The sequence below is a fragment of the Arthrobacter sp. 10T416 genome (assembly GCF_056394165.1).
On record NZ_JBFTHI010000005.1, the window covers coordinates 13,422 to 33,090 of the forward strand.

The 19,669-nt window shown below is 68.4% G+C and carries 24 protein-coding genes; 7 read left to right on the forward strand and 17 right to left on the reverse strand.

The window, feature by feature from the left end; genetic code table 11:
- Window positions 1-17: 17 nt before the first annotated feature.
- On the forward strand, window positions 18-650 hold the full coding sequence (locus AC1DBE_RS07385) for a class I SAM-dependent methyltransferase (protein ID WP_476970113.1): 633 nt from the start codon (window positions 18-20) through the stop codon (window positions 648-650).
- A 32-nt stretch (window positions 651-682) separates the two neighbouring features.
- Here AC1DBE_RS07385 and AC1DBE_RS07390 read toward each other — a convergent pair whose 3' ends face one another.
- The 5 genes from AC1DBE_RS07390 to AC1DBE_RS07410 are packed head-to-tail and all read right to left on the reverse strand — an operon-like array spanning window position 683 to window position 5,604.
- Window positions 683-1,300 carry a hypothetical protein gene (locus tag AC1DBE_RS07390; RefSeq protein ID WP_476970114.1) on the reverse strand — a complete coding sequence of 206 codons (618 nt, stop codon included), beginning with the start codon at window positions 1,298-1,300 and terminating at the stop codon, window positions 683-685.
- Window positions 1,301-1,306: 6 nt separating this feature from the next.
- Window positions 1,307-2,083: an enoyl-CoA hydratase gene (locus AC1DBE_RS07395; protein ID WP_476970115.1), complete on the reverse strand. Its 777-nt coding sequence runs from the start codon at window positions 2,081-2,083 to the stop codon at window positions 1,307-1,309.
- Window positions 2,080-3,042: a 3-hydroxyisobutyrate dehydrogenase gene (mmsB, locus tag AC1DBE_RS07400; RefSeq protein WP_476970116.1), complete on the reverse strand. Its 963-nt coding sequence runs from the start codon at window positions 3,040-3,042 to the stop codon at window positions 2,080-2,082. The genes AC1DBE_RS07395 and mmsB overlap by 4 nt, the downstream gene beginning before the upstream one ends.
- Window positions 3,035-4,105, reverse strand: a complete 1,071-nt coding sequence (locus AC1DBE_RS07405; RefSeq protein WP_476970117.1) for an enoyl-CoA hydratase/isomerase family protein — start codon at window positions 4,103-4,105, stop codon at window positions 3,035-3,037. The genes mmsB and AC1DBE_RS07405 overlap by 8 nt, the downstream gene beginning before the upstream one ends.
- A complete protein-coding gene (locus tag AC1DBE_RS07410) occupies window positions 4,105-5,604 on the reverse strand; it encodes a CoA-acylating methylmalonate-semialdehyde dehydrogenase (protein ID WP_476878103.1) in 1,500 nt (499 codons plus the stop codon). The genes AC1DBE_RS07405 and AC1DBE_RS07410 overlap by 1 nt, the downstream gene beginning before the upstream one ends.
- Window positions 5,605-5,759: 155 nt before the next feature.
- Between AC1DBE_RS07410 and AC1DBE_RS07415 the strand changes: the two genes are divergently transcribed.
- On the forward strand, window positions 5,760-6,566 hold the full coding sequence (locus AC1DBE_RS07415; RefSeq protein WP_476878102.1) for an exodeoxyribonuclease III: 807 nt from the start codon (window positions 5,760-5,762) through the stop codon (window positions 6,564-6,566).
- Between the two features lie 31 nt (window positions 6,567-6,597).
- Entirely contained in the window at window positions 6,598-7,503 is a 906-nt protein-coding gene (locus AC1DBE_RS07420) for a DUF8083 family protein (RefSeq protein WP_476970118.1), read from the forward strand.
- On the opposite strand, the gene AC1DBE_RS07425 is transcribed toward AC1DBE_RS07420, so the two are convergent.
- The 12 genes from AC1DBE_RS07425 to AC1DBE_RS07480 form a co-directional block, all read right to left on the reverse strand.
- The gene (locus AC1DBE_RS07425; protein WP_476878100.1) at window positions 7,482-8,567 is read right to left on the reverse strand and encodes a LacI family DNA-binding transcriptional regulator; all 1,086 of its coding nucleotides are present in this window, start codon (window positions 8,565-8,567) and stop codon (window positions 7,482-7,484) included. The genes AC1DBE_RS07420 and AC1DBE_RS07425 overlap by 22 nt on opposite strands.
- Before the next feature lie 86 nt (window positions 8,568-8,653).
- Window positions 8,654-8,908 carry a hypothetical protein gene (locus AC1DBE_RS07430; protein ID WP_476970119.1) on the reverse strand — a complete coding sequence of 85 codons (255 nt, stop codon included), beginning with the start codon at window positions 8,906-8,908 and terminating at the stop codon, window positions 8,654-8,656.
- A 19-nt stretch (window positions 8,909-8,927) separates the two neighbouring features.
- Window positions 8,928-9,818, reverse strand: coding sequence for a carbohydrate ABC transporter permease (locus tag AC1DBE_RS07435; protein ID WP_476878098.1), 891 nt, complete (start codon window positions 9,816-9,818; stop codon window positions 8,928-8,930).
- On the reverse strand, window positions 9,815-10,852 hold the full coding sequence (locus AC1DBE_RS07440; RefSeq protein WP_476970120.1) for a carbohydrate ABC transporter permease: 1,038 nt from the start codon (window positions 10,850-10,852) through the stop codon (window positions 9,815-9,817). Before AC1DBE_RS07440 ends, AC1DBE_RS07435 begins: the two co-directional genes overlap by 4 nt.
- A 6-nt stretch (window positions 10,853-10,858) precedes the next feature.
- The gene (locus AC1DBE_RS07445; protein WP_476970121.1) at window positions 10,859-12,142 is read right to left on the reverse strand and encodes an ABC transporter substrate-binding protein; all 1,284 of its coding nucleotides are present in this window, start codon (window positions 12,140-12,142) and stop codon (window positions 10,859-10,861) included.
- A 204-nt stretch (window positions 12,143-12,346) separates the two neighbouring features.
- The gene (locus AC1DBE_RS07450; protein ID WP_476970122.1) at window positions 12,347-12,958 is read right to left on the reverse strand and encodes a hypothetical protein; all 612 of its coding nucleotides are present in this window, start codon (window positions 12,956-12,958) and stop codon (window positions 12,347-12,349) included.
- On the reverse strand, window positions 12,955-13,623 hold the full coding sequence (locus tag AC1DBE_RS07455) for a hypothetical protein (protein ID WP_476970123.1): 669 nt from the start codon (window positions 13,621-13,623) through the stop codon (window positions 12,955-12,957). Before AC1DBE_RS07455 ends, AC1DBE_RS07450 begins: the two co-directional genes overlap by 4 nt.
- A complete protein-coding gene (locus AC1DBE_RS07460) occupies window positions 13,620-13,988 on the reverse strand; it encodes a hypothetical protein (protein ID WP_476970124.1) in 369 nt (122 codons plus the stop codon). Before AC1DBE_RS07460 ends, AC1DBE_RS07455 begins: the two co-directional genes overlap by 4 nt.
- A complete protein-coding gene (locus tag AC1DBE_RS07465) occupies window positions 13,985-14,176 on the reverse strand; it encodes a hypothetical protein (protein ID WP_476878092.1) in 192 nt (63 codons plus the stop codon). Before AC1DBE_RS07465 ends, AC1DBE_RS07460 begins: the two co-directional genes overlap by 4 nt.
- A complete protein-coding gene (locus AC1DBE_RS07470) occupies window positions 14,173-14,673 on the reverse strand; it encodes an Asp23/Gls24 family envelope stress response protein (protein ID WP_476970125.1) in 501 nt (166 codons plus the stop codon). Before AC1DBE_RS07470 ends, AC1DBE_RS07465 begins: the two co-directional genes overlap by 4 nt.
- A gap of 99 nt (window positions 14,674-14,772) precedes the next feature.
- Entirely contained in the window at window positions 14,773-15,210 is a 438-nt protein-coding gene (locus AC1DBE_RS07475) for a hypothetical protein (protein ID WP_476970126.1), read from the reverse strand.
- A 149-nt stretch (window positions 15,211-15,359) separates the two neighbouring features.
- The gene (locus AC1DBE_RS07480; protein WP_476970127.1) at window positions 15,360-16,061 is read right to left on the reverse strand and encodes a TetR/AcrR family transcriptional regulator C-terminal domain-containing protein; all 702 of its coding nucleotides are present in this window, start codon (window positions 16,059-16,061) and stop codon (window positions 15,360-15,362) included.
- Window positions 16,062-16,326: 265 nt separating this feature from the next.
- Between AC1DBE_RS07480 and AC1DBE_RS07485 the strand changes: the two genes are divergently transcribed.
- The 4 genes from AC1DBE_RS07485 to AC1DBE_RS07500 all read left to right on the forward strand — a co-directional run bounded on the left by AC1DBE_RS07485 (window position 16,327) and on the right by AC1DBE_RS07500 (window position 19,660).
- Window positions 16,327-16,584, forward strand: a complete 258-nt coding sequence (locus AC1DBE_RS07485; protein ID WP_476878088.1) for a hypothetical protein — start codon at window positions 16,327-16,329, stop codon at window positions 16,582-16,584.
- A gap of 71 nt (window positions 16,585-16,655) precedes the next feature.
- The gene (locus AC1DBE_RS07490) at window positions 16,656-17,744 is read left to right on the forward strand and encodes a helix-turn-helix domain-containing protein (protein ID WP_476970128.1); all 1,089 of its coding nucleotides are present in this window, start codon (window positions 16,656-16,658) and stop codon (window positions 17,742-17,744) included.
- Between the two features lie 493 nt (window positions 17,745-18,237).
- Window positions 18,238-18,645: a (R)-mandelonitrile lyase gene (locus tag AC1DBE_RS07495; RefSeq protein WP_476970129.1), complete on the forward strand. Its 408-nt coding sequence runs from the start codon at window positions 18,238-18,240 to the stop codon at window positions 18,643-18,645.
- A gap of 28 nt (window positions 18,646-18,673) precedes the next feature.
- Window positions 18,674-19,660, forward strand: a complete 987-nt coding sequence (locus tag AC1DBE_RS07500; protein ID WP_476970130.1) for an aldo/keto reductase — start codon at window positions 18,674-18,676, stop codon at window positions 19,658-19,660.
- Window positions 19,661-19,669 lie beyond the last annotated feature (9 nt).

A 19,669-nucleotide genomic window follows, 5' to 3' on the forward strand; every position in this document is an offset into this window, starting at 1 on the left:
CCGGAGGAGAGCTGCACATGGAATTCGACGAATCGTTCTGGGACGAACGGTACCGCGAGCACGGCCTTCACGGGTCAGTGTGGAGCGGGCAACCGAACGCCCAGCTGGTGGCCGAGGCCTCGGATCTTAGGCCGGGTTCCGCGCTCGACGTCGGGGCAGGAGAAGGCGCCGACGCCGCGTGGCTGGCCCGCCGCGGCTGGCGGGTGACGGCGGTCGATATCTCGTCAGTGGCCCTGGCCCGGGCAGCCGCCGCTCTCGACGACGAACCGGAGACCGCCGCCCGGATCACCTGGCTGCACGAGGACCTGACGGCGTCGCCGCCGCCGGCCGGTACTTTCGACCTCGTCTCGGCGCAGTATCTGCATTTGCCGGCACCCCAGCGGGAGGGCGTGTACAGCCGGCTGGCCGCGTCCGTCGCTCCGGGCGGGACACTGCTGATCGTGGGCCACCACCCCGCGGACCTGGAAACGTCAGTGCGCCGGCCCTCCACCCCCGGGTTGCTCTTCACCGCCGAACAGATCGCGGCGGACCTCGACCCGCTGGAGTGGGAAATCCTCACCTGCACGGCCCGGCCGCGCGCCACCAGCGATGCCGACGGCGCCCCGGTGACGGTCCAAGACTCGGTTCTCCGCGCCCGCCGCCGGGCATAACGGGCCGCCCGCGGGCTGGCCAACCCGGGCGGCTACCGGGCCGCGCCCAGCCGCTCGCGCAGGCCGGCCGCGAGCCCGGCGATGGTCAGGAGATCGAACAGGCCGCCGCCGACTTCCACCAGTCGGCGGCGCTTGACCCCGGCGAGCCGGAGCCTCAGGTGAACCCGCGTCCCGGCCACCGCGCCAGCGCTCTTGGCCGCGCCAGCGCTCTTAGCCGCCCCAACCGCGCCCTCCGCCCCATTCTGGAGCGGCACCGGCCGCAGCACAATTGCCCAGCTGATCCGCAGCGCCCCGCGCTGCGACCGGTGGACCAGGGCACGCGGCGGATCCACCGTGACGATTTCAAACGTGGCGCCGGGGCCGCCCCAGTCGGGAATGACGTCGCCGGGCCGGAGCCCCTGCAGCGCCGGGTCAATGGTGCGGAGCGCCCGGCGGCCGGCCGGGAGGACGGCTTCGACCCACCGGGGCAGGTACCAGCCGGACCGCTGCTTACCCAGCTGCACCATCCACGGCCAGACGGTCCCGGGCGGCGCCGGCAGGTCGAACCCCCGGTCCATCACCACATCGGCGTCGGGTACCAGCCCGTCCCCGGGGAGCAGGGCATGGGTCTCGTCCGCTGAGGCCCCGACGCCCAGAAAGCCGGTGTTCACGGCAACCTACCGGTGGTTGAATTCGGGCTGCCGCTTCTCGCTGAACGCGGCCATGCCTTCCTTCTGGTCCTCGGTGGCGAACAGCGAGTGGAACACACGGCGTTCGAACAGCACACCCTGCGCCAGTCCGGTTTCGAAGGCTGCGTTGACCGCTTCCTTGGCCACCATCGCAACGGGTTTGGACTTGGACGCGATGACCTCGGCGGCCTTCACGGCTTCCTCGACGACGTCCGCGGCCGGCACCACGCGGGACACCAGGCCGGCGCGCTCGGCCTCATCGGCGTCCATAAAACGGCCCGTGAGGATCATGTCCATCGCCTTGGCCTTGCCGACGGCGCGGGTGAGCCGCTGCGACCCGCCCATCCCGGGGAGGACCCCTAGGTTGATTTCGGGCTGGCCGAACTTGGCGTTGTCCCCGGCAATGATGAAGTCGCACATCATGGCCAGTTCGCAGCCGCCGCCCAGGGCGAACCCGGAGACGGCAGCGACCACGGGGATGCGCAGCCGGGTGAAGTCCTCCCAGCCGCGGAACCAGTCCGCCGCGTACATCTCCATGTAGCCCTTGGACTGCATCTCCTTGATGTCGGCGCCGGCGGCGAAAGCCTTGGCCGAACCGGTCAGCACTACGGCCCCGATGCCGGGATCGGTGTCCATCGCGGACACTGCGGCCACGAGCTCGTCCATGGTGTCCTTGTTCAGGGCGTTCAGCGCCTGGGGCCGGTTGAGCGTCACGACGCCCACGCGGCCGCGGCGCTCCACCAGGATGTTTGTGTACTCGGTCATGCCTGTCCCCTCGACTGCTGGTCGGTTTTGTCCCGGATGTCGGTGATGATGCCGGAGAAGTCCCGCCCGGCACCGCCTTCCGCGGCAAACGTATCGTAAATTTCCGAGGCCAGCGGTCCCAGCCGGGCGGCGACGCCGGTGCTTTCGAGCGCGTTGAGCGCCAGCTTCAGGTCTTTGGCCATCAGCGCCCCGGCGAAGCCCGGCTGGTAGTCGCGGTTCGCCGGGCTGGTCGGCACCGGTCCGGGGACGGGGCAGTTGGTGGTCAGCGCCCAGCACTGGCCTGAGGCCGCGGAGGCGACGTCGAAAAGGGCTTGGTGCGTCAGGCCAAGCTTCTCGCCGAGGACAAAGGCCTCGCTCACGGCGATCATCGAGACGCCCAGGATCATGTTGTTGCAGATCTTGGCGGCCTGGCCGGCGCCGTGGCTGCCGCAGTGGACCACACGCTTGCCCATAACTTCGAGCATCGGCTTGACGGCGGCGAAGTCCTCCTCCAGCGCGCCGACCATAAACGTCAGGGTCCCCGCTTCGGCGCCCACCACGCCGCCCGAGACCGGAGCGTCGACGGCCCGGTGGCCGGCCTCGACGGCCAGGGCGGAGGCCTCGCGGGCCTCGTCCACGTTGATGGTGGAGCAGTCCAGGAACATGGTTCCGGGTTCCGCCGCGGCCAGCAGGCCCGGTCCGCCGTCAGCGCCGCGGTAGGCGTCAAGCAGGTGTTTGCCACTGGGCAGCATGGTCAGCACGACGGCGGCGCCCGCCACGGCCTCCGCGGCGGTGTCCGCGGTGGTGATCCCGTGGGCACGCGCGGCTTCCAGCGCTGCGGGCACCACGTCAAAGCCGGTAACGGTGTAGCCGGCCTTGACAAGGTTGACGGCCATCGGCCCGCCCATGTGGCCCAGACCAAGGAAGGCGAAGGTTCCTGCCACGGGCGCGGGGGTCTCCGGCGCTGCGGTCTCAGACATTGTTTTTCTCCTTCGGAGCGAGCTGCAGTTCACGGTCACCGAGCGGGGCGAAGTAGGCCTCGACGTCGTCCTGGCGTACCTCGGCGAGGCTGGCCGGCGTCCAGCGCGGGGTGCGGTCCTTATCCACCACCTGCGCGCGGATGCCTTCGCGGAAGTCGGTGCCGGCCAGGAAGCGCAGGCCCACGCGGTACTCCTGTGCCAGGGCGTCCGCCAGGCTCAGGCCGCGCGCGCGCCGCAGCGATGCGAGGGCCACTTTGACCGCCGTCGGGGACTTTGCCTCGATTGTCTCGGCCACGTCCGCGGCTTCCCCGCCGACGGTGCGCAGCCGGCGGAGGATTTCCCCGGCGTCGTCAGCCAAATAGCAGGCGTCGATCCATTCCTGCTGCGCGGCCAGGACCGACGGCGGGGCGTCCTCGGCGAACCGGGCGACGGCGGCGTCCACCGGTTCGGTTTCGAGCGCCTCGGCCAGATCCGCGAGTTGCCCGGCGGGGACAAAGGTGTCCGCGAGTCCCAGGAACAGGGCGTCGGAGCCGCTAAGGTGGGCGCCGGTCAGGGCCGCGTGCGTGCCGGTTTCGCCGGGCGAGCGGGAGAGCAGCAGGGTCCCGCCGACGTCGGGCACAAAACCAATGGTGGTTTCCGGCATGCCCATCCGGGTGCGTTCGGTGACGATCCGGACCGAGCCGTGCGCGGAGATCCCCACCCCGCCGCCGAGGACCAGCCCGTCCATAAAGGCCACATAGGGTTTGGGGTATTCGGAAATCAGCAGGTTCAGCCGGTATTCGACCGCCCAGAAGTCCGCGGTGGCGTCACCGTCGCCGTCCACCATGTCCCGGTAGATGGCCACGATATCCCCGCCGGCGCACAGGCCGCGCTCACCGGCCCCGCGGACCAGGACCGCGGCGACGGCCTCGTCGTCCGCCCAGAGGGTGAGCTGGTCCAGCATTGCCGCAGCCATCCCGGCGGTCAGCGCGTTGACGGCTTTGGGCCGGTTCAGGGTGACGACGCCGAGCCGGCCGCGGCGCTCGAACAGGACTTCTGCGCCGTCGGCCGCCTGCTCCGTCATCAGCTGCCTTCCGGCATCACGAAGCTGGCGCCCTGGCGGATCCCGGAGGGCCAGCGGGTGGTGACGGTCTTGGTCTTCGTGTAGAAGCGGAACGCGTCGGCGCCGTGCTGGTTGAGGTCACCGAAGCCCGAGGCCTTCCAGCCGCCGAAGGTGTAGTACGCGATGGGCACCGGGATGGGGACGTTGATGCCCACCATGCCCACCTGGACGCGGCTGGCGAAGTCGCGGGCGGCGTCGCCGTCGCGGGTGAAGATAGCCACGCCGTTGCCGAACTCGTGCTCGCTGCAGAGCCGGAGCGCCTCATCGTAGTCCTCGGCGCGGAGCACGCTGAGGACCGGGCCGAAGATCTCCTCCTGGTAGATCGTCATGTCCTTGGTGACGTTGTCGAAGAGCGTCGGACCCACCCAGAAGCCGCCGTCGTAGCCGTCGACCTTCAGGCCGCGGCCGTCTTCAAGCAGGGTGGCGCCCTCCTCGACGCCGGCGGCGATGTAGCCCTCGATCCGTTCCTTGGCAGACGCGGCGACCACCGGGCCGAAGTCCGAGTCCTTGGCCAGGCTGTGGCCGACCTTGAGGTCCGCGATGCGTTCCTGCAGCTTGGCCACGAGCGCGTCGCCGGTCTTTTTGCCGACGGGGACGGCGACGGAGATGGCCATGCAGCGTTCCCCGGCGGATCCGAAGCCGGCGCCGATGAGGGCGTCCGCGGCCATGTCCAGATCGGCGTCCGGCATGATGACCATGTGGTTCTTGGCGCCGCCAAAGCACTGGGCGCGCTTGCCGTTCGCGGCGGCCGTGGCGTAGATGTACTGCGCGATCGGGGTGGACCCGACGAAGCCGATGGCCTGCACGCGGGGGTCTTCCAGCAGCGCATCCACGGCTTCCTTGTCGCCGTTGACCACGTTGAACACACCGTCCGGCAGCCCGGCCTCGGTGAACAGCTCGGCCAGCCGCAGCGGCACCGACGGGTCCCGTTCGGAGGGCTTGAGGACAAAGGAGTTGCCGGCGGCCAGGGCCGGCCCGGCCTTCCAGAGCGGGATCATGGCCGGGAAGTTGAACGGTGTGATGCCAGCGACGACGCCGAGCGGCTGGCGCATGGAGTGGACGTCGATGCCGGTGCCGGCGCTGTCGGAGAACTCTCCCTTGAGCAGGTGCGGTGCGCCGGCGGCGAATTCCACCACCTCGATGCCGCGCTGGATGTCACCCTTGGCGTCCAGGAAAGTCTTGCCGTGCTCGGAGGAGAGCAGGGTGGCCAGTTCGTCCATGTTCTGGTTGACCAGGTCCACGAACTTGAGCAGAATCCGGCCGCGGCGCTGCGGGTTCATCGCGGCCCACTCCAGCTGGCCCTTCTCCGCGTTCGAGACCACGTTGCGGACCTCTTCGGCGCTGGCCAGCGGCAGCCGGGCCTGGACCTCGCCGGTGCAGGGATCGTAGACGTCGCTGAAGCGCCCCGAGGTGCCCTCGATGTGCTGTCCGCCGACGTAATGGGAAAGCTCACGAACCATGATGGAATGCTCCTTTGCATGTGACCTAGATCATCTCTGCACCCGAATATACTCGGACTTCCTACTAATTTCCAGAGTGCTCCGCCGCCGCGGACAGCCGCCCCCGCCGGTCCCGGCAGCGCCGCCCCGCGGCCAAGTTCGGTAAGTTAGGACCTGTGAAGATTGCTACCTGGAATGTGAACTCGCTCCGTGCCCGTGCCGACCGCGTGGAGGCATGGCTGCAGCGCACCGACTGTGACGTCCTGGCCATCCAGGAAACCAAGTGCAAGGACGAGAACTTTCCCTGGGAACTCTTCGAGAGCATGGGCTACGAGGTGGCCCACTTCGGCCTGAGCCAGTGGAACGGGGTGGCCATCGCGTCCCGGGTGGGACTCGAGGATGTTGAGCGCACCTTTATGGACCAGCCCTCCTTCGGCAAGGGCGGCAAAGACGAGGTCCAGGAGGCCCGTGCCATCGGGGCCACCTGCGGCGGCATCCGGGTCTGGAGCCTCTACGTCCCGAACGGCCGGGCACTTGATGATGAACACATGCCCTACAAGCTGAGCTGGCTGGACATGCTCCGGGAACACGCCGAGGGCTGGGTCCGGTCCGACCCGGCGGCCCAGATCGCCCTGATGGGTGACTGGAACATCGCCCCGCGCGACGAGGACGTCTGGGACATCGACTACTTCCGCTCCGCGGGCCTGACCCATGTGAGCGAACCCGAACGCGCCGCCTTCCACGCCTTCGAGGCCGCCGGCTTCACCGATGTCGTCCGCCCCCACACTCCGGGCCCCGGGGTCTACACCTACTGGGACTACACCCAGCTGCGCTTCCCGAAGAAGGAAGGCATGCGGATCGACTTCGTCCTCGCCTCCCCCGCCCTCGCCGACCGGGTGACCGGCGCCTCGATTGACCGCGAGGAGCGCAAGGGCAAGGGCGCCTCGGACCACGCCCCGGTGATTGTAGAGCTGGCCGGCTGATGACCGCCCGCCCGGCAAGCGCAGGCCCGCAATGACGGGCAACCTCTACCGGGGCCAGGCCGGGCTGCCGTTTTCCTCCACGCTCCGGGTCTACGAGCCGCTCGAGGCCTTCCCGGCCGAGCAGCAGCGTGCCCTGCGGGACGCCAGCGCCCGGTCGGAATCACGCGCGGCCGTCGAAAACGCGGAGCTGCTGGCCTCCCTGGGCCGCATCACCCGCCCGGGCGGGGACCCTTTCCCCACCGGGCAGACCGACCTGGTGCGGATCCTCGCTGTCAGCGGCCCCACCGGTTCCGGCGCCACCGGGAACCCCGGCTCCCGCAACGACGACGGCGTGGTGCCCGCCGCGCTGCTGTATTGCCCCAGCCAGCTGGTGCTCCGGGCCGGACTGGCCGCCAACGCCCTGATGGAAGGCATCCACGGCCCGCTGGCCCAGCTGCTGATCCCCGAAGAGCAGCGCGATCGCCACCAGGAGCGCATTGACCAGGTCAAGGCCCGGGAAGGGACCGGGCGGGTCCACACCCGTGCCTCCACCTGGGGGATCCCGTTCAGCTGGTTCTGCCTCTTCCAGGAATCGGACCCCACGGATGTGGTGGAGGCGGGCGGCCGGATTCTCACGGTGCGCATCCGGGCCACCCTCGGCGCCGCCCTGCAGCGGGTCCGGCACGCCGTCGCGCACCTGGCCCTCGCGGCGCCGGACCTGGACATGCTGGAGGACCTGACCCAGCTCACGGAGTGGCTGGAACTCTTCCACCCCGGGTCGGTGGTCGAACTCGACTACGGCGCCGTGGCGGACAAGGTCTACCCGGACGATTCGCCGCTGGATGTCAGGCTGGGGATCGAGTGCCTGGCCGAGGGTGACATGACCGGAGCTGCGGCCGCCTACCGCCGGCTTGCCTCCCGCTGGATTCCGATCCGTCAGTTGGCCCGCGCCTCCTGAGCATGGCGTGAGGGCAGCGGCGGGGCCGCCGTCGTATCCCGGACAATCAGCCGGTGCGGCGCCACGGTGGAGTGCACCGACCCGGCGATCCCGTCGAGCTCATCAAGCAGCATCTTGGTGCCGAGCTCGGCTTGTTCATCCGGGCGCTGGCCGACCGTGGTGAGGCCGATGGCGGCGGAGAATTCGTGGTCGTCGATGCCCACCACGGAGAGATCCTCCGGCACACGCACCCCGGCGCGGCGGGCTTCGAAGAGCACGCCCATGGCCATCTCGTCCGAGGCGCAGAAGATCGCCGTCGGCTTGGGCCCGGGCTGGTCCCACAGCCGCTGGAAGGCGTCCTGGCCGCTGCGGACGGTGAAGTCCCCCCACTCGTCCCACTCCGGCCGGACGTCCAGGGCTGCCTCGGCCATCACGTCCTGGAAGGCTTTGATGCGCACCCGGGGAACGTCGAAGTTCAGGTCTGTTTCGTCGTCGCCGTGCAGCAGCGCGATCTCGGTGTGGCCCAGGCCGATGAGGTGCCGGACCGCCGTGGCGGCGGCCTCGTAATCGTCGATCCCGATGTAGGCGCAGCCCTCGACGTGGCCGCCCACCACAACCAGCGGGATGTCGATCTTCTGCAGGTGCTCGAGTTCCTCGCTGCTAAGGGCCATACAGAGGACCAGGAGGGCGTCGATCTGCTTGTAGACCATGGTTTTGCTGAACAGGCGTTCCCGGTGGCTGCCGTGCCCGCCGAGGTTGAAGAGCGAGAGGTTGTACTGGCGGCCGTGCAGTTCCCGGTCGGCGCCCTCGATGGCCTTGGAGAAGAACCAGCGGCTGACGAACGGGGCCAGCACGCCGATGGTCCGGGTCCGGCCGGTGGCCAGCCCGGATGCCGAGGAGGAGGCCACATAGCCCAGGGCCTCGGCCACGGCCAGGATTTTCTCCCGGGTGGCGGGTGAGACCCGGGGCAGGCCGCGGACGGCGCGGGAGACGGTGGCGGTGGAAACGCCGGCCGCGGCTGCGACGTCCTCGATACTGACGCCGGAGTGTCCGCCGCGTTGCGCCCTGTCAGTTGTCCGTGCCACCGTGTCCCCTTGTCGACCGGCAGCAGGTGCGCTGCCGGCGTGCCGCCCCCACGGCGCCCATCGTTCCTAGTCCAGTGCCGCCGCCCTCACCGCCGCCGGGATCCGGTGCGGCCGGGCAAACGCCGCCGCAGCCGGACCATCCCATAGAGGGCCAGCAGGGTTGCGAGCAGTCCCAGCGCCCAGCCGAGGGCCGGCTGGGCGGTCACCTCCATCCAGACGGTGACCGCCAGCAGGACCACGGCCCAGAAGCCCAGGAACCCGATAATGATGTCGAAGTCCTCGCCCGAACGCACCCTGCGGTGCGTCGGGTGGATTTCGCCCTGGCCCTGTCCGGGTGCCATCAAGCTGCCGCCACAGCCATCACTTGACGGCACCGGCGGTCAGGCCCGCGACGATCTTGCGCTGGAAGACCAGCACCAGGATCACGAGCGGGATGGTCACGATGGTGCCGGCCGCCATGATCGCGGTGTACGGGATCTGGTTGGGCTGCGCGCCGGCGAAGCTCGCGATCGCGACGGTGACCGGCTGGGTCGCGTCGGACGAGAGCTGGCTGGCGATCAGGAACTCATTCCACGAGGAAATGAACGCCAGGATGGCCGTGGTGAAGATAGCCGGCGCCGCGAGCGGCATGATCACCTTGCGGAATGCCTGTCCCTGCGTGCAGCCGTCCACCCGGGCCGATTCCTCCAGCTCCCACGGCATTTCGCGGAAGAACGAGGTCATCGTATAGACGGTCAGCGGCAGCACGAACGAGATATTCGGGATGATCAGGGCCTGGTAAGTGCCCATCCAGCCGATGTTGGTGAACAGCTGGAACAGCGGGGTGATGAGGGCGACGCCGGGGAACATGGATGCGCCCAGGATGAAGCCGAGCACCAGGTACTTGAACCGGAAGTTCAGCCGTGCCAGCGCGTAGGCCGCGAAGACGCCGATGAGCAGCGACACCACGGTGACTACAACACCGATGAACACGCTGTTGAGCAGTGCCTGGCCGAAGTGGTTGCCGAACGACGTGTCGAACGCGGTCTTGAAGTTGTCCAGGGTCACGTGCGACGGCAACACCGAGGTGTCGTAGGTGAACCCCACGTCGCGGAACGCCGTCACCACCATCCAGTAGGCCGGCGCCAGGCACCAGATCAGGATGACAACCGCACTGATGTAGGTGCGGCCCTGGGCCCATTTCTCCCGGTTCTGGGCCGTCTTGCGCCCCCGGTCCTGCTGCGCGCGCAGCTCGGTCGCGGCGGTGGTCATTTCTTCCCCTTACTAGCGCCGGTCTGCTGCTCCACAACATTCGCGCCAAGGAAGCGCACGAAGATGAAGGCGACAAGGAAAATGATGATGAACGTGATGGTCGATAGCGCCGCCGCCACGTTGAAGCCTTGCCTGATCTGGTTAATCACCAGGATCGAGAGCGTGGTGGTGTTGTTGGCCCCGCCGGTGAGGATGTACGGGAGGTCGAACATACGTAGCGCATCCAGGGTGCGGAAAAGGATGGCCACCATCAGCGCCGGCTTCACCAGCGGCAGGGTGATCATCCGGAACCGCTGCCAGGCCGATGCGCCGTCAACCTTGGCTGCCTCGTACACCTCAGCGGGAATCATCTGCAGGCCCGCCAGGATGAGCAGCGCCATAAACGGCGTGGTCTTCCAGACGTCGGCAATGATGACCGCCCACTTGGCCGGCCACTCACTGCCGGTCCACAGAATGGAGGTGTTGAAGAGCTTGTTGGCGATGCCCTCGAAGGCGAAGATGAACAGCCACAGCTTGGCCGTCACGGCGGTGGGGATGGCCCACGGCACCAGCACGGCCGCGCGGACCATGCTGCGGCCCTTGAAGGTGCGCGCCATGATGATGGCCATCCAGAAACCGAGCACGGTTTCCAGGGTGACCGTGACGATGGTGAAGAAGAAGGTGGTGGCGGTCGCGGACCAGAACTGGGAGCCGAGGGTGCCCGGCGGGCAGGCCACGCTGCCGCCGTTGGGCGACGTACACTGCTGGCCGAGCCAGTTGACGTAGTTCGTGAAACCGGCCGGGCCGCCTTCGGCGAAGAGGCCGGTGGCCGGGTCCAGCCCGGCGTCGGCCTGGAAGGACATGATGATGGCGCTGACGATCGGGTAAACAATGACGACGGCCAGCGCGATGATGGTGGGGGCGAGCAGCCACGAAGCCCACTTACCCTGGCTCGCGATGGCGTTGTCCTCCCCCACCCCCTTCGGTGCGTGGTGGGGTTCGACCCCGCCCGACGCCGGCTTCTTTACCGGCGTCGGGCCCAATTCGGTTGCCATAAGTGACTACTTTGTCTGGGTTTCGATGGACTTCTGCATATCGGACAGCGCTGCGTCCACTGCCTTCTCACCCTTGATGGCCGAGTATGCGTTGTCCTGGATGGCCTTGGTAACGGCCGGGTAGAACGGGGTCACCGGACGCGGGACGGCGTTCTCAATGGAGGTCTTCAGCACGGGCAGGTACGGCAGCTTGGCGACCAGTTCCTTGTCGTCGTAGAGCTTGCTGAGCACCGGGGCGAGGGAGCCCTGCGTGGCGAAGAACTTCTGCGTTTCTTCGGTGGTGAGGAACTTCAGGAAGTCCAGCGCGGTGGCCTTGTTCTTGGAGTAGACGCTCATGCCGGCGCTGTGGCCGCCCAGGGAGGAGGCGCCGGGGCCGTCCTTGCCCGGGAGGGCGGTCATGCCGAGGACGTCCTTGACCTTGGACGAGCCTTCGGTGGTGGCCAGGTTGTAGACGTACGGCCAGTTGCGCAGGAACAGCAGCTTGCCGTCCTGGAACGCCTGGCGCGATTCCTCTTCCTTGTAGGTGATGGCTTCCTTGGGGATGTTGCCGTCCGCGTAGGCCTTGGCGAGGTTACCCAGGCCGGTCTTGGCTTCCTCGGTGTTCAGGCTCGGCTTGCCGTCCTTGTCGAGCACGGACCCGCCGAAGGAGTTGATCGCCTCGGAGGCGTTCACGGTGAGGCCCTCATACTTCGAGAACTGGCCGGAGTAGCATCCGATGTTCTTGGCCTTGGCGATGGAGCACATGCCCATCATTTCGTCCCACGTCTTGGGCGCGGTGGGGACGAGGTCCTTGCGGTAGTAGAGGATGCCGCCGTCGGAGGACTCCGGTGCGGCGTAGAGGGTGCCCTTGTAGGAGGCGGCCTCGAGGGTCGGCTTGAGCATACCGGCCGTGTCGAGGGCCATCTTGTCCTTCAGCGGCTGGAGCCAGCCCTTGGCCGCGAACTCGGCGGTCCAGACGACGTCCACGCTGACGACGTCGTAGTTGGCGTTCTTGGCCTGGAAGTTCTGTACCAGGTCATCGTGCTGCTGGTCGGCCTGGTCAGTCTGCTCCTTGAACGTCACCTTCTCGTTCGGGTGCGCCGCGTTCCACTTTTCGATCAGTGGCCGCACAACGTTGCTGTTGTCCTTGCCCTGTACGTAGGTGATGGGGCCCCGGCCGTCCAGGTTTGCTGCCGCGTCGCCGCCGCCCGCGGAGGTACCACCGCCGCCTCCACCGCCTGCACAGGCAGAGAGGGAGAGGGCCAAAACACCGGCCGCGGCTACGGGAAGTAGGTATTTACGGGTTTTCATGCAGGTGCTCCTCGCTGAGTACCGGATCGGACCGGTGGTGCAGTTGGTGTGGTGGCAATCACACTAGCGACCCTGCAGCGAGGAATGCAAGCGTTTACATTAAACCTTTATGCAACGGAGACCGGTGCGGGCCGGTCTGGTGCTGGTGTTCCGCGTGGGGCGAATGTTTCCTGAGCCTTGGCGCGGGGGCCGGCAGGGGCGTTGTCAGCGGACGCGCTCGGCGCGGCCGAACCGGGACCGCGCGCCGGCACCGAGGTGGATCAGGACAGGGGTGCGTTTGCCGACGACGGCGTCGAGGGCCTCGACCAGCGCCGACACCTCGGCGGCGAGGGCGTGCGGCGCGACACCCTGGCGGGGCTGGACCCGGATCCGAAGGGCCGGTTCGCCGTCGAACTCATAGGTCCCGACAGTGGCGCCGGCCAAGTCCGGCCGGTCGGCCAGGGCGGCCCGGAGGGCCTGCTCCGCCACACCGCCGCCGATCCGGACGTTGCCGGGGACATCCCCGGCGTCGTCCTCGGCGACCAACAGGTTGGCCCGGCCCTTGCCCTGTTGGGCAAGCCAGGCGACCATGGCCGCGATCACGGCCAGCAGCAGGACCACGATGAGGATCCAGAGCCAGCTTTCAGGGCGGCCGGGGATGCGGGTCTGGTCCACGAGTCCGCGGACCCCGCTCCATGCCCCTGCCGACCAGCCCTGCCACCAGCGGCCGACGGCGGGCACCGCCGCCAGCAGGATCAGCAGCCCGCCGATCACCAGCAGCTTGGCGCCAAGGATGCCGAGCAGTATCCGGTTGAGGATCCTGGGTGTGCTGTTCACGCGCCGATCACCCCTGACGATGCCAGGTTGACCCGGACCTCGGGCCGGGGTGTGAGCGCCATGTCCGTGAGCTCTGCCTCCACGGCGGCCCGGATGTCCGCCCCGCGAAGGGGCACTCCGGAGGTCGGCCGGACGTTGACCAGCACCTGCCGCCTCGAGACCACCACCATCACCTGTTCCTGGGTGACGTTGGCGGCGAGCCGGGCGCGCCGCGCCAGGGCGGAGGCGATCACCTCATCGTCGACCACGACGCCGGCCCGCGGATCGGACAGCACGTGGCGGGCACGCCGGCCGGGCAGCACGGCGTTGAGGAAGAAGAACAGACCGGCGGCCAGCAACACCGCCCCGGTGACGCCCAGCAGCAGCGGCGGGACGCCGGCGGGCAGCTCGGTGACGCGCTCGGCCGCGGTCTGCGGGTCGATGAGCCACGGCGGCTGACCGACCGCGCGGACGGCGGTTTCCAGCAGGGCGTAGCCGCACAGTCCGATGACCAGGATGGCCGCAATGACGGAGGCGGCAGCCCTGGACGAACTGGTTTCCCGGGCCAGGACCTTGGCCATCCCGGGGGCGGGGGTTCCGGCGTCCGGTCCGGACACGGGGTCCGACGCCGGGACGGCCGGCCCGGTTCCTGCGTCGCCGTACTGGCGCTCGGCTGCCTGGCTCACCGGACCCGCCCTCCCTCTGTGATGCTTGCTCCGCTGATGCGGATGTCCACCCGGCTAAGCTGCGCGCCGCTCAATTCGGTGACCCGCCGCAGGATCTCCGCTTTGGCGGCTACGGCACGGTCCCAGATGGGCCCGCCGAAGGCCGTGACGCGGTCCGGATCACGGAGCACCGAGGACAGCGACGGGACGGCGATCGGCGTGACGAGCGAGAGTGCCAGCAGGCCGTCGTCGTCCGTCCAGTCGGCCCGCACGTCGGGTGCCGGCACACCCAGCGCTTCGGCAGCAGCGGCGCGTGCCACGCTGGTCAGCGCCTGGGTGCTGATCCGGTTGTGTCCGGCCAGGCTTCGTCCGGTGCCGTCAGTCATGAGGAGGAACGCCGGCCCGTGATGGCGTCGACGACGCCGCGCAGGTCCAGTTTCCCTTCCGCCGCGCGGCCCAGCAGGGCTCCGATAGCCATAAAGAGCAGGGATCCGAGGAAGCCCCAGACCCCGAACGCGAAGGACATAAAGGCAAGGAAAGCGCCGGCTGCGATGCCGGCTACGGTCAGGTTCACTGCAGGGCCTCCCTCACGGGACGCACGTCTCCGGTGGCCGCCGGCTTGGGCGGTCCGGGGACGAAGACGTCATGGATTTCGATGTTCACTTCAATGACTTGCAGTCCCACAAGTTCCTCCACCGCGGCGTAGACGGCGGCGCGGATCTGGTCCGCGAGAGGGTGCAGCGGGGTGCCGTAGAGGGCCACGAGGTCAATGTCGACGGCCACCTGGGTCTCGCCCACCTCGGCACGGACGCCGGCGGCGTGATCCGGGCTGCCCACGGCGTCGCGGATCGCACCCAGGGCTCGGGAGGGCCCGGTGCCCAGGGAGTACACGCCCGGGACCGAGCGGGCGGCGATGCCGGCCACCTTGGCGACGGCGGCTTCTGAGATCACGGTGCGGCCGGTGGCGGTGGACGCCGCCAAGGGCAGCCCCGGTTCCGGCAGGCGCATCTCCGGCAGGCCTGCCGCCGGACCGGCAGCCGGGTCGGCGGATTGAGGATTCTGGTACTCCATGAGGCACTCCCCCTTCTCTTTGACACCACCCTAGCCCTTGGCGCCCACCGCAGGGCCTCATCTCCGGGATTTCCGGAGCGGCCCGGCCGCGGGAGCGGCCTACTTGCAGTTGGCGCCGATCCAGCCGGTCACTGGGGCCATGGCGGCCTGGAACTTGCCGCTGGAGAAGACTGTCTGGTCGCTCAAGCCGGCCAAGGCCACCTGGTTGAGCTTCGCGAAGGCGGCCTTGAGGCTGTCCGGAACCTGCTCCGCGGTGCGGCTCAGTTCGGCCTTGTGCTGTTCGAGTTCGGCGGTCTTGCCCTGCGCGGCGGAGAGCGGGAGCAAGGACGCCCCCGTGGCCTGCTCGGAGATGGTCTTGCAGGCCTCGGCCGCGGTCGCAAAGTCACCGAAGGGTCCGGAGGTCTTGGTGGGGGTGGCGGTCGCCGTCTGCGCGGGGGCCGACGACGGCGGGGCCGCAGCTTCCGGCGCCGAGCACGCGGTCAGTGCCAGGGCGGCCAGGAGGGCGGTAACGGTCAGCTGGTGTGTAGTTTTCTTCACAATCACTTTTCTGGTCGAGATTGCGCCGCAGGCCGCCAGGGGGCGGTCCGCGGCGGTGGCGTTCTTCCCCAGCGTGCGAGTCTAGCCGTGGCGGCCGGCGTGTCCCCAACCCGGGTGCCGTCGTCGACGGGCCAACATGCGATGCCCGGTCAGGGCTGCGGGAGCCCGGCGGGTGGAGAAAGGCGGGCGGCGAGTCCGGTCAGCAGGATGGTGATTCCCTCGTCCAGTTCGCCGGCGCCGTCGTAGTCGGCCAGGACCGGGGCCAGCGCACGCAGCCGCGGGAACTCCTTGGGCGGTAGCCGGTGCAGGCCCAGGCGGAGCACGGCCTCGTTTTCATCCGGATCCACAATGAATTCCTGCAGTTCGTTGAGGATGTGTCCGTAAAGGTAGCCGTAATAGGCGCGGTAGACGTGCAGCGCATCTGCGGGGGCAAATCCGGCGTGGATCAACAGGGACAGAATCTGTTCGAGCGGCCGCAGCGTTCCCAGCGGCCGCAGCCCCAGCGGCGTCGACAGCGGCCGGGTCACCAGCAGGGGCACCACGTTGGGGTGGCGGAGCGCCAGCAGGCGGAGATCGTGGGCGGTGCTGCGCAGGTGCGCCTGCCAGTCAGCGGCGCCGGCATCGATCACCAGCTCATTCAGGACCAGTTCCGTCACGCCGTCCAGAAGCGCGGCCCGGTTTTCCGCGTACCGGTACAGGCTCATCGGGTCCCGGCCCAGCCGCTGTCCCAGCCGGCGCATCGTCAGTGCTTCCAGCCCCTCGGCGTTCACCAGGGCCAGGGCTGCGGAGATAACGAGTTCGCGGCTAAGCGGCTTCCGCTGGCCGGGTGCCTGGTTCTCGTCGCGCGTCATGGGATTCCGTTTCGAGTGGGTGCGGCAATTCGCCGTTTGGCGAGAACCGCATTGCTTAATGCGTAGTCTACGCCTAGAGTCTACAACGTAGGGTTGTTGTTTCGGCCGGTCTCTCCAGACCGGATGGCAACGCCCACCCCGGGAATTAGCTGCACAGTCAGCGCACCGGGAGCACCACGCCTCAGCGCCGCGTGCACGAAGTTGAGGCTCCCGCTGCTATAGCCACATGGCGGCGCCCAATGCACTCCGAGGAAATGAGCCGATCATGGCAACTTCTCACTACGACCAATTCCTGCAGGAAGCCATCACCCGCGATCCTGCATCCAACCACGCCATGGGCCGGGACCGCCTCTACGGCCTGTACACAAGCTGGTGCGTCCTTGGCGAGACCACCCCTGGCCCCGAAAATGCCTTCTGGGCCGCAATGAAGAAAAAGCGCATCCACCCCACCCGCACCGGCCTACGGATGACTGGCACGGCCGCGGCCGATTACATCCTCACCAGCTACCCGGACATGGTCTGACCCCAAAGACCGCCCGCGAATCGGGTCCATAGGCCGTTACCTCAGGCAACCGGACCGACTATGATCCGGTCATGCTCAATCCTGCAGGTGGCCGCGGCGCGCCTGAAAACCCGACTTCCGGCGCCGGCCCCGTTGTCGCGGATGCCGGGCCGGGGGGCCCCGGCCATGGCTTCCGGCGGCTCTACGACGTTCCGGAGCGGTTGACGCCGCCCCAACGCTTCGAGCACTGGCGCCACTGGTACAGCCAGGCGGTGGAAACGCCCGTGCGGCTGGAAGCTACCGGCCCCGTTTCGCCGCATTTTTCCCCCACCGCCACCAGCTTCAGCGGGCCCGGGTTCAGCTTGATTGAGCTCCGGAACGGGCCTGCCGCGGGTGCGTGGGAGGCCAACGGCGACCTGGATGATCTGCGGCTTGCGTATTTCGTGAAGGCGCCTTCCGGGACCTACAACTTCTCGGGCGAACCGGTCTCCATCCAGTCTCCGCGGGTCCGGTTCCTTGACCTCACCCACGGCGGCAAGTTCCGCGCCCCGGCGGGCATGCACGTTATTCAGCTCAACCTTGCTAAATCCGGCCTGGGCGTGGACGGGGTGAGGGCCACGAGGCTGGCCGAGGTGGAGAACCTCATTCAGCATCCTGTGCTGCGCTCCCTCCTGATGCCCCTGCTCTTGAACTGCAGGGCCGCGGGGATGGAAGCGCATGCGGAGGCCGCCAGCGCCGTCCTGCGCTCCGCGGTGACCGCGCTGACCTCGTCCTTGCTCGGCGTCCCAGCCGCACCGGAATCGCTGGCGCCCTCGCAGCGGCTGGCGGTCAAGAACTACCTGGACAGGAACTACGCCTCGGAAAACATGGGTTCGGAAGCAATAGCGGACCACTTTCACGTGTCCCGGCGCACCCTGTTTACCCTGTTCGAAGGCGAGGACGTGGGGATCGCCGCACGGGTCCGGCTCCTGCGGACCGCACGGGCCCTGGAGTTGCTTCGTGACCCGGAGTGGCGGCTCCAGACCGTGGACCGGATTGCCGCTACGGCAGGTTTCGCCAACACGCAGGCCCTGCGACGGGCGCTCAAGGATGTCACGGGCCTTGGGGTGCGGGAATTGCGGGAAGACCACAAAGCGCTCGAGGAGCGACTTGCCGCGCTCCGGCGAACGCTCGGCGCCTGAAGGCGGCAGCGACCCCGGTCCCCCCAATGACGACCGGGGGCACTCCCTACCCCCGCTGTTGGAAGCCTAAATCAGCCTTCGGGCCGCCGTCCCGGGCAGGGCACAAGGCCGCACGAAGTGATCGAAATTCGGGGAGAAACGCATTATCTGAGCCATCGGGCGTTCAGCGACGACGACGGCGGTGCGCCGGCCGGAACGCGGCCGCACCCGCCGCCTTTGGAAGTTTTTAGGGCGCGAGATGTCGCACCGCTGATCGCCGACATGGCCCAGGAGGGGAAGAGGTGGCCGGGCGACTGCATTGGGGGGTCAATCGCCCGACACATTTTGGATTATTCGCCGTCGCGGCCGGTTTGTCCACGGTGTTTTTCTTCCCACACTCTCGGACCCAGAGTGGCCCTGCCAAGGGTGGTACTGACGGAGACTCCCTCAGCGCCGAATGCGGCCGTAGCGTGGTGGGACGTTGCAATTCCCCGGATAGTGAGAGCAGGCCCGCATGAACATCGAACCCACCAAACCCACCGGCAAGAACCCCCCCGAGCAGTTCGTCGGTGATGTCTGGCTGGATCCCATCGCGCTGCCGCACGAAACCGACCAGCGCATGGTGGTCGCCACGGTCCGCTTCGCTCCCGGCGCCCGGACTGCGTGGCACTCCCACGCCCGCGGGCAGTTCCTCCGTGTCACCCAGGGCATTGCCCGGTTCGGCGGACGCGACGGCACCATCATTGAAGTCCACCCCGGGCAGACGCTGTACACCCCGCCGGGCGAGGAGCACTGGCACGCCGCGGCACCTGGCTGCTTTATGGAGCACATCGCCATGCTGGAGAACGGCGATGACCCCGCCAAGACCACCACCTGGCTTGAGCACATCACGGACGACCAGTACAACGGCACCCGCCCCTGATACCGACCGACCCGCAAGGAGACCAATCATGCACACACGTACCCTCGGACAGGGCCTGACCGTCTCGGCCGTCGGCCTGGGCTGTATGGGCATGTCGCAAAGCTACGGGCCCAACCCGGGCAGCCGTGAGGACATGATCGGCGTCATCCGCTCCGCCGTCGACCTCGGGGTGACCTTCTTCGACACGGCCGAGGTGTACGGACCCTACGTGAACGAAGAACTCGTGGGTGAGGCCCTGGAGCCGATCCGCAGCCACGTCCAGGTGGCCACCAAGTTCGGCTGGCGTATCGAGGGCGGCAAAAGCGTGGGCCTCGACAGCCGGCCGGAACAGGTCCGCCGGGTCGCCGAGGCCTCGCTGCGGCGGCTGCGCACCGACGTCATCGACCTCTTCTACCAGCACCGCGTCGACCCCGCCGTGCCCATCGAGGAGGTCGCCGGCACCGTCGGTGAGCTAATCGCGGAAGGCAAAGTCCGGCACTTCGGGCTCTCAGAGGCGTCGGCAGGAACCATCCGCCGGGCGCACGCGGTGCAGCCGGTGACGGCGGTGCAGAGCGAATACTCGCTCTGGACCCGCGACCCGGAGGCCGAGGTGCTGCCAACGCTCGCCGAGCTGGGCATCGGGTTCGTGCCGTTCAGTCCGCTGGGCAAGGGCTTCCTCACAGGCACCGTCAACACCGCCACTGCCTTCGCCGACGGCGACGTCCGCGCCACCATTCCCCGCTTCACCGAGGAGAACCGGTCCGTCAACGCCGCACTCGTCGGGCACGTCACCGGCCTCGCCAGCAGCAAGGGAACGACGCCGGCGCAGATCGCCCTGGCATGGCTGCTCGCCCAGCACCCATGGATCGTGCCGATTCCGGGCACGCGCAGCACCGCCAGGATCGAGGAAAACGCCGGCGCCACGGCGGTGGCCCTGTCCGCGGACGACGTCGCCGACCTCGACGCCCTCGCCGGGCGGATCGGTGTGCAGGGCGCCCGCTACAACAGCCAGCACCTGAGCTACGTCAACCGCTGACGCCAACAG